An 8733-nucleotide genomic window follows, 5' to 3' on the forward strand; every position below is an offset into this window, starting at 1 on the left:
CCCTGTGAGTAAAGCATAATTATTGTATCATACAAGTTTGGCTGTGTCAATGTACAACTGCTGCGACGATACTGTTCATTTTAAGCGACGCTACTGTTCAACTTCACCGGCCGTGGGTGTTCAACCGGAGCGCTATATTCAATATGGCGTATCCTGCACTTATGAAGCCGTTATTGAATTGCTCGGCAGGTGAGCCTTCCTTTCCTTCGCAGTATAGATCATAGAAACGCTGACCGGATTTTCCAGCGCTTTCTAATTCGTGTGTGGTACAGAAAATATGCGCCAGTTCATGTACGATTACTAACTGATAATATTTTTGATCTGAGAATTCCTTAGGTGGGTCAAGTCGAAGAAGGATTCCGTCGATATGGTTCGGATCATCGATATCGGTCTGTCCGATAAATGCTTCAGCCAGTTCAGATTCAAAATCGCTTAAAACCTTCATTTCTGAATGAAATCCGTATTCTGCCGTAAATCCCCTATATACATCAACTATGTTATCAAGAGTGCAGAAGGCTATTTTGATATTATCGAGAGAGTAGTTTGTGCCGAATTCTTCGTTATAAATGTCGCACGCTTGACTTATAAGAAGGGTGAGCAGTTCTTCTGTAGCCCATGTATTATTTCCCTTGGTGTTAAGCTCATAGTACTTGTTCATAAGCTCTCCTTCAGGTAAGAAGGTGAAGGGATCTAGTTTGAGTACAGCACAGATTGATAGTGCAGTTTTTAGTGTAGCAGTCTCAAGATTACGTTCTCCGCTTTCTATTCGCTGATACTGGCGTAGTTGCAGATGTGCTCCTGTAGCTACCTGCTGCTGAGTCAGTTTAAGCTGTTCACGGCGCGTACGGAGGATATCCTGACTTGTGAGTCTGTTATCAAACGGGAATGGAAATTCAATATAGTGCATTGTAGTTCTCCTGTGTTATAATTAATGCGACCAGTTGGCGAAAAGTTATCAACCAGATGTATTTTATGTTACGAGCACAAGTATATCAGAAGCCGGTAAAATAGTCAATCGACATAATAAACAAAACTGCCGAGGCATTTTTGACTACCTCGGCAGTATAATTCATATTAATGGCCTGTTTCCGTAATAGTGTATAACCATCACTACTTTTCCAAAGTGTTCGGCCTTTCTTTTTCGATTGCTTATTCGATATATAGGGGAGCGGGTGTATTTATAGACTGATAGTTCTCCCGTAGCAAAATCTGCATCCTGATCGACTAATACAATGTCTCCTGTGCTGATTCCATAATCCGGCAGATCTGGATTCTTAGCGGCTATGAAAGCTGCAGGATGACGTACATCTTTAGGAAGCAAGCTGGTAGGAACATTAATATCAGTCATAAATATAGCCTCCTCATTAAGCAGAGTCAGAAATGTGATTTAAAATATCACCGCTGATATCCTTTATTTTATCCATGTCAAGTTCCATGTAGCTTTGACTGGTGCCGACAGTTTTGTATAATTCTATTCTGTGATTAACGGTATCGACCTTCCTGACACGCTCTGTCATTTTTACATATGAGCCGCCTTCCTTCATTTTGTCGTTCAGGAAATATGTAAATGTCAGTATCGGATGATGTCCATCCTCCAGAATGTCTGCAATAAGGTTGATTTTCCAGTTCAATGTCTCCATCTCCTCTTCAGTTAGTTTTTCTTGTTTGCTTACGATTCTAGCCTCTTCGTTGACCATGTCCTCATAACCTGCGAGTGCGGCGAATGATGAAAATATAGAGGCTCTTTCATAAAGTGACATAGTTTTTCTGTTCGGTGACTGCCAGTGAGGCAGGTCAAATATATCTGCATATACTATTCTTGGGTCAGGTTCAGTGTTTTGGATTTCCTTTGACATTTTTCTTCACCTCCGGAGCTGCAGCTCGGTGTCCGCCGATTTGTCCGTTTCGTTCTATTGTTGTTCCACCGTCGATAAGGTTCATTCCCTTGAGAACAGCATTTTTTCCGTATTTACTCTGTAATAGCAGTGTTGCACGCTGCAGTGACCGTTCTCTTTTTTCTTTCTCTTCCTTGTCAGCTTTATTGCGTTCTTCTTCCTCATAATCTACGAATAGCTGAAGCTGCACAGGAGAGTCATCTATAGGGATATTGTTTTCATAAATAAGATTGCAGGCACAAATGTTGATTCGCCTTATAAGGAGATCTGGATCTACAATACGATCATATAGCTCCATCATGCAGTTGGCAATGTCCTTTGTTGATGAGGTCCAGTTGTCAAGATTACCTGTACCGTGAGCATGATAGGGGATAACTCTTCCGTAGTGATCCTTTGTTATTCTGCCTTCATACACTTTTCCGGTTGTTGTCACCTTATAAATATCATTTTTCGGTGTGTTGCCGTGCATCAGAAGCTGAAGAGAGCTTCTATCATAACCAATCGTAAGAGTTATCTTTCGTGTGACAACATACTTACTGACCATATCCAGTACAAGTAATTCGGTCATTTCTCTTACTATCAGCCGTGCCAGTTTACAGGTATATGGCTCTTTCAGTACTTGTCCTGATGAAAGGGAATTTGTGGATGGTCTGTAAGCCTTTATAGTACTGATTTTTGTTGGCTCCCAGCCCCAGGCGTGGTCTATAACTATCTCAGCTTTTACACCAAGTGCCTTGTAAAGCAGATCTTCATTTATGGTGCTTAGACGGGCAATATCTCCCATTGTGAAGCAGTTGAGAGAAGCTACGCGCGCTGCCGTTCCGCCGCCTATTCCCCAGAAGTCTGTCAGGGGAGTATGGCACCACAGCAATTCTCTGTATTTAGTTTCATCTAGCTCTGCTATACGGACACCGTCTTTGTCGGCAGGAACGTGTTTGGCCACTATATCCATAGCAACCTTGGCGAGATAAAGGTTTGTTCCTATGCCTGCAGTTGCTGTAATGCCAGTTTCATAGAGAACCTCCCGTATCATCGTCATGGCAAGCTCGTGAGCTGTCAGGTGATAGGTGTTGAGGTAGCCAGTGGCATCTATGAAGCATTCATCGATTGAATATACATGAATATCCTCGGCGCTGATATATCGCGTATAAATTGAGAATATTTTAGTACTTATCTCCTCATAAAGTTTCATTCGCGGAGGAGCTATGATATATGATAGTTCCAGTGACGGATCAGCAGCCAGTGCTTCAGAATCAAAAGAGGATGAGCTGAAGCAGTATCTGCCCTTATCATTCTTAGGAAGATTCTTTTTACGGAAAGCTTCATTGAATCGTTTCTGATTGATCTCTTTGACAGCCTGTATAACTTCAAATAGTCGTGCACGTCCTGGGATACCATATGCTTTTAGTGATGGTGTGACTGCCAGGCATATTGTTTTTTCGGTTCGTGTTTCATCTGCTACGACAAGGTTTGTTGTCAGCGGATCAAGTTCGCGATCAACGCATTCGACCGACGCATAAAAGCTTTTCAGGTCGATAGCTATATATACCTTGTCCATATTAACACGCTCCTTCTAATACGTGCCGCTATATAACAGTCGGACACTCCACATACCATCTTCCGACTCTGCTGGCATGCTGATTATTGGATTTCTGAAAGTACAGATATTTCGTTTCTCCTTTAACTACAACAGTATAGCAGTCACAGGTTGGGCTATCATGATGAGTGCCGGCAGGTCTGAAATCCTTGACGGCTTCAATCTGGAATACACGGCCATCACTCCATGTTATGGATCTTGGCTGCATATATCCTGTAGAGTCAAAATCAGAATTGACCTTCACATATACACGTTCCATTCTTATTACCGGTTGTTTCATACTTCAGACCTCCTTTGAACAGTCTCGTATATATATCTTAGTCTTCTGAGTGTATAGCCTCGTAATTGTCAGCATCTGCCTGACTTGCGATAGATTCAGGATCCAGAATTCCCAGCACGCGGCCAATGAGATACACGCTGTCATCATCATTGAAATGCATGGGTGGATATTTCTTATTATAGGAATGAAGACCGTCTTCCTCTAATACCTTAATATATGTGTTGTTGCCGACCATGAAAGCGCCGACCTCACCATATTGAAGTTCGGGACAACCGGGGTACTTTTCAACAAGAACCATATCGCCGTCATGATACTCGGGTTCCATACTATCACCGTTTACAGCAAATACAAGATCAGCCTGACGTATAGCTGTATTTGTATGAGGGTAGAGGTAGATAGGCTCGCCTTCATCCTCGAATTCTACGCCGCTGTCAAAACCTGCAGCGAGGCCCTTGTCACAGAATGTGAGTTTGATAATTTCCGGGCATCTGCCTGCAAACTCTGCTGCCTTAAGTGAAGAGATAAGATTTTCAACGGCAAGCTGATGTCCAAGCGTCATACCGCGATAGTCTTCTATCATCATCTGTTCTTTTTCAGTGTATACATTTATAGGATTATCTATGCCGTATAACTCATAAAGAGATATTCCAAGCAGTTCACATAATGTGGGAACGACACTGAAATCAGGCCTTGTTCTGCCGCTTTCCCAGTTGCTGACAGCATTAGGAGTTATACCTACTACGCTGGCTACAGCCTTCTGCTCAAGACCTAAGCGCTCCCTGTAATATTTAATACGCTTTCCGACAGCGTGTGCATCCTTCAGATGTACAGGATTCGTGATATTGCTTTTCTTGCTGCTCTTTGATGTATTAGATTTCTTGTCTTCCTGTTTCATAACAGACTCCTTCCACATAACGAATAGTTAAATGAGAAACTGTGAATGTCTACAAAGTTTTTCAATACAGTTTCAACACTGATAATGGTTTAAGCTTTGAAAAACTCCTTATTACGTTGTCTTTATATATACTATAACACACTAATCGTGTTTTGTCAATAGAAAATTATGCTTGCAAATTAATTTCTGCTGTGTTATAATATGGTTGCCGATATTCCGCCTATATAAAAATGAGCCTTTTGCTGTAGGGTGTGTACAGCAAAGGGCAGGGAAGTATACCGGTACACTTCGCCATCAACCCAATTCGCTACAGAAAGATATAGGGAATAACAAAAGAATGGAGTCATAATACAAGTTGCGAAACAGGAGGGCGTAAATGACAATATATATTAACAGAGGACCTTTTCTTCATATTCCGGATAAGGTTCATCCGGGACAGTATAAGGTTATACGAAATCCGGGATGGAACGGCGAATTGCCGGAGATAGTATCTTTTACAGATTTCCTCAGATGGAACTATACTGCAGACTATGGCCGTTTTATCCGTGAGCTTTATCTATACAGACAGCTTTCTCTGCCGTGGGGTATATCATATAAAGCAGAGATAGAAACTGTTGTAATAGAAGACGGCAGATATGACCGTGTTGACCATGATTCCTTTTCTATGTATGTAATCTGCAATGTAGTTTTGGTAGAGGGAGCGTATCGCTGCTGCCAGAAATATATAGTGCACGGTGTATTTGTATCAGGAGGCATATCAGACTTCCTTATTGATGCAGAGCTTTACGACGGTCAATATATACGGCTGTGTCAGCCACTGGATGAATATCTTGTACCGATACTGTCAAAGAAGGATTTTGAAATCATTGCAGATGAAATAGTCGATAAGTATTATCCGTATAAGGCAAATTATCCCTGCCGAGTAAATGCGGTTGCTATTGCAAAGGCTATGGGGCTTGAGATCAAGTATGCCCATTTATCGAAAAATGGAAATATTCGATCCAAGCTGATACTTGAAAAACGGGATACGAAGGTGTATAATGAACAGGGGAGAGCTAAAGCAATCCACGTCACAGTACCAACTATCTTTATAGATAACATCGTTGATGATGATGAGGCGCAGAACGCTATTATTCATGAGTGCGTTCATGCCTATCTTCATAACCTGTTTTATGAGCTTCAGAGCTATTATAGAAAAATGGTCGGAATGAAGATGCCTGAGTTCAATGATTACTTCTATTCTCAGTCACAGAAAAGCTGTCTGAAATGGATGGAAACGCAGGCAACTGCTATCCCACGATTCATTCAGATGCCAGTGGAGCAGACAACGGATGTCATCGTTTCTTACCTGGACAGGCAACCGGGAGAACCGGACTGGGAATGTTACAGAGGCCTTATAAATCTTGTAAAGGGAAAATTCGGAGTAACCAGAAATACTGCAAAGAAACGTATAGCAGAGCTTGGCTGGCCGGAAGTGCGTGGCGTCTATGTGTATAACGTATCAAGCTACGTCGAGGATTATGACGTAGAATATGATTTTCCTGATGACTACACATATACAATGTCCCTGCGCCAGATCGCAGACGTATATGCTTCCTGCAAAACCTTCGCAGACCTCATAAGTACAAAGAAGTTTACATATGTAGACGGACATGTTGTTATTAACAGCGATAAGTACGTCCATAGAGAAAACGGTATGGGCATTGGTCTGACTGAATATGCAAGGCATAATATGGCAGAGTGCTGCCTTGATTTTAAGAAGGTGTATGCTGAGTTCGACTACAGCTATACCTATGGTGAGCTCCATAAAGATGAGCTGACAAAGATAACGGATGAGAACCGTGTTCTCACAGATGAACAGAGAAAGAAGATACGACTGGCATTGTATGAGATCACGGATGAAAGCTTAAAGCTTGATGAACATCCTGTTCAGGACGAAATGGCTCGTGCTGTAATATTTCATATGCAAAGGTGCAAAGTGACAGTTGATGAAGTCGCTGACCGAAGCGGCATGGGCGTAGATACAGTAATGAAACTTCGTAAAGGAAAAAAGGCGGCGGGAAAGTTCAAGCTTGAGACGATTCTTGCGTTTTGTGTAGCTCTTGAACTTGAAGAAGCTTTCCGTGTTGATCTGATGCAAAAGGCAAGAGTAGAGTTCGATATGGAGAATCCGGCTCATAGGATGTATCTGACAATACTGGAGCTGCTGCCAAAAGCAAATGTATTTCAAATAAATGACCTGCTTAAAGCAGAAGGTTTTGCTCCGTGGACTAGAGACAATGAGGAACCTAAGAGAAAGGCGAAGAGGAAAAACGAAGCGGTATAAATATTTACTTAAAGGGTTGATAACTCTTTGAAACTGTGGTATAATACCGTATATGGAACGATACATTGACAGGAGGCAAGCTATGGCAGAAGAATTTGATCTTGCTTTATTTGAAAGCTATCGTGAAGATAATCGTCGTGAAGTCAAATCGGCAGAAGGTGGGTTACCACAGAGCCTGTGGGAGACTTATTCTGCTATGGCTAACACATACGGCGGAATCATTATTTGCGGTGTTAAAGAGCGACAGGATGGCACATGGTTTACAACTGGTATGAAGGATGTTTCTAAATTAAAGAAAAATCTCTGGAATCAGCTTAATGATACTAAAAGAATCAGTATAAACCTAACATCTGAAACAGCTATAAAAACATATACGGTAAATGATGATGTAATAATTGTTATTGAAGTTCCGGCGGCTGATCGTGAAACAAAGCCAGTATATATAAACGGAGATATGTTCAGAGGCTCATATAAGCGCAATAATGAAGGTGATTATCATTGTACCGAAGCAGAAGTGCGTGCAATGTTGCGTGATCAGACAAGGCGTACCATGGATATGAAAGTATTATCTAATATGGAATTGTCTGATTTTGATCCTGAGTCGGTAAAAACATATAGAGTCTGGTTTAGTACAAAACATCCTGATCATGCATGGACTAAACTGTCTGATGATAAATTCCTCGAAATGATCGGGGCTGCAAGCGATGACTGCGAAGACAAAAAACTTCATCCGACTGGCGCAGGTTTGCTTATGTTCGGAAAGGAATATAAGATAACGCGGGAGTATCCTGCATACTTCCTTGATTATAAGGACCATGCAGATCCAACTGTCCGCTGGACAGATCGCACATATTCACAGTCACCGGACTGGTCAGGAAATGTGTTCGATTTCTTTACTATAGTTTCGAGGAAGCTTTTGCGTATGCTGAAAGTTCCGTTTAAGCTTCAGAATATTGTTCGTGTTGATGAGACACCTTTGCATAATGCTGTCAGAGAGGCATTGGTAAATTGTCTTGTGAATGCTGATTACTATCTCTCACGAGGGATATTGATTGACAGCTACGATGATAAGATTGTAATGAAAAATCCGGGCCTGAGTATAGTTGGTAAACGACAGATGCTTCGAGGCGGCGATTCTGAACCACGAAACGCGAATATAATGAAAATGTTCAACCTTCTTGGTTATGGTGAACACGCTGGCAGCGGTGTGCCGGATATCTTTTATATCTGGAATCAGGCAGGTTATGCTGAACCTACTATAGAAGAGTTTTTTGGCGGAGATGCGCCTGATAAAACTATAATTACATTACCTTTGGTAGAGATGGATCATGCCGCTTTTACAAAAGGGCATGAAAAAAGGCATGAAAAAAGGCATGAAAAAGGTTCATTCATAGAGATACGAATAGAAGAAGTTCTTAAGCTTATAAGAGAAAAGCCTGAAATTACCCAAGCGGAAATATCGGAGATTATGGATATAAGTCTGAAAAGAGTCAGAACAGCAATGGAAGCTTTGAAACAAAGCGGACGTATTTATCGTGAAGGCTCCGACCGCAAAGGTAAATGGATCATAAATGAATAATATTATTAGAGACCTTCGGGTTAATGTCATTAAGCTAAGGAAAAGTAAAATAATCACAGGAATCAAAAAGATCCTGTGATTATTTTTTTTGTATATAATGTAAATTTTTGCAAAAAGGTATTGACAAATAGCCAAAAATGTGCGGCGCAGCTAATCAGATA

Annotated in this window: 8 protein-coding genes; 2 read left to right on the forward strand and 6 right to left on the reverse strand. The window is 41.3% G+C overall.

The annotated features are described in order from the left end of the window. Positions 1–103: 103 nt before the first annotated feature. The 6 genes from IKW96_RS12720 to IKW96_RS12745 all read right to left on the reverse strand — a co-directional run bounded on the left by IKW96_RS12720 (position 104) and on the right by IKW96_RS12745 (position 4667). Positions 104–907 carry a helix-turn-helix transcriptional regulator gene (locus IKW96_RS12720; RefSeq protein WP_296575514.1) on the reverse strand — a complete coding sequence of 268 codons (804 nt, stop codon included), beginning with the start codon at positions 905–907 and terminating at the stop codon, positions 104–106. 162 nt (positions 908–1069) lie between these two features. Continuing rightward, positions 1070–1348, reverse strand: coding sequence for a hypothetical protein (locus tag IKW96_RS12725; protein WP_296575517.1), 279 nt, complete (start codon positions 1346–1348; stop codon positions 1070–1072). A 16-nt stretch (positions 1349–1364) separates the two neighbouring features. Further along, complete coding sequence (locus tag IKW96_RS12730) at positions 1365–1856, reverse strand: hypothetical protein (RefSeq protein ID WP_296575520.1); 492 nt, start codon at positions 1854–1856, stop codon at positions 1365–1367. Further along, a complete protein-coding gene (locus IKW96_RS12735; protein WP_296575523.1) occupies positions 1831–3453 on the reverse strand; it encodes a DNA methylase in 1623 nt (540 codons plus the stop codon). The genes IKW96_RS12730 and IKW96_RS12735 overlap by 26 nt, the downstream gene beginning before the upstream one ends. 28 nt (positions 3454–3481) lie before the next feature. Continuing rightward, positions 3482–3772, reverse strand: coding sequence for a hypothetical protein (locus IKW96_RS12740; protein WP_028515202.1), 291 nt, complete (start codon positions 3770–3772; stop codon positions 3482–3484). A gap of 37 nt (positions 3773–3809) precedes the next feature. Next, positions 3810–4667: an XRE family transcriptional regulator gene (locus IKW96_RS12745; RefSeq protein WP_296575526.1), complete on the reverse strand. Its 858-nt coding sequence runs from the start codon at positions 4665–4667 to the stop codon at positions 3810–3812. Positions 4668–5043: 376 nt separating this feature from the next. Between IKW96_RS12745 and IKW96_RS12750 the strand changes: the two genes are divergently transcribed. Both IKW96_RS12750 and IKW96_RS12755 read left to right on the forward strand, forming a co-directional pair. After that, positions 5044–6993: a hypothetical protein gene (locus tag IKW96_RS12750; RefSeq protein ID WP_296575528.1), complete on the forward strand. Its 1950-nt coding sequence runs from the start codon at positions 5044–5046 to the stop codon at positions 6991–6993. An 82-nt stretch (positions 6994–7075) separates the two neighbouring features. Further along, positions 7076–8572 carry an RNA-binding domain-containing protein gene (locus IKW96_RS12755; protein ID WP_296575530.1) on the forward strand — a complete coding sequence of 499 codons (1497 nt, stop codon included), beginning with the start codon at positions 7076–7078 and terminating at the stop codon, positions 8570–8572. The last annotated feature ends 161 nt before the right edge of the window (positions 8573–8733 follow it).

The sequence above is a fragment of the Ruminococcus sp. genome (assembly GCF_017549005.1).
In the GTDB taxonomy this organism is placed as follows: domain Bacteria; phylum Bacillota; class Clostridia; order Oscillospirales; family Ruminococcaceae; genus Ruminococcus.

What these genes read in the sequence shown, in the direction of transcription:
- IKW96_RS12720 (WP_296575514.1), bottom strand. Translation starts at nt 907, where the DNA reads ATGCACTATATTGAATTTCCATTCCCGTTTGATAACAGACTCACAAGT.
- IKW96_RS12725 (WP_296575517.1), bottom strand. Translation starts at nt 1,348, where the DNA reads ATGACTGATATTAATGTTCCTACCAGCTTGCTTCCTAAAGATGTACGT.
- IKW96_RS12730 (WP_296575520.1), bottom strand. Translation starts at nt 1,856, where the DNA reads ATGTCAAAGGAAATCCAAAACACTGAACCTGACCCAAGAATAGTATAT.
- IKW96_RS12735 (WP_296575523.1), bottom strand. Translation starts at nt 3,453, where the DNA reads ATGGACAAGGTATATATAGCTATCGACCTGAAAAGCTTTTATGCGTCG.
- IKW96_RS12740 (WP_028515202.1), bottom strand. Translation starts at nt 3,772, where the DNA reads ATGAAACAACCGGTAATAAGAATGGAACGTGTATATGTGAAGGTCAAT.
- IKW96_RS12745 (WP_296575526.1), bottom strand. Translation starts at nt 4,667, where the DNA reads ATGAAACAGGAAGACAAGAAATCTAATACATCAAAGAGCAGCAAGAAA.
- IKW96_RS12750 (WP_296575528.1), top strand. Translation starts at nt 5,044, where the DNA reads ATGACAATATATATTAACAGAGGACCTTTTCTTCATATTCCGGATAAG.
- IKW96_RS12755 (WP_296575530.1), top strand. Translation starts at nt 7,076, where the DNA reads ATGGCAGAAGAATTTGATCTTGCTTTATTTGAAAGCTATCGTGAAGAT.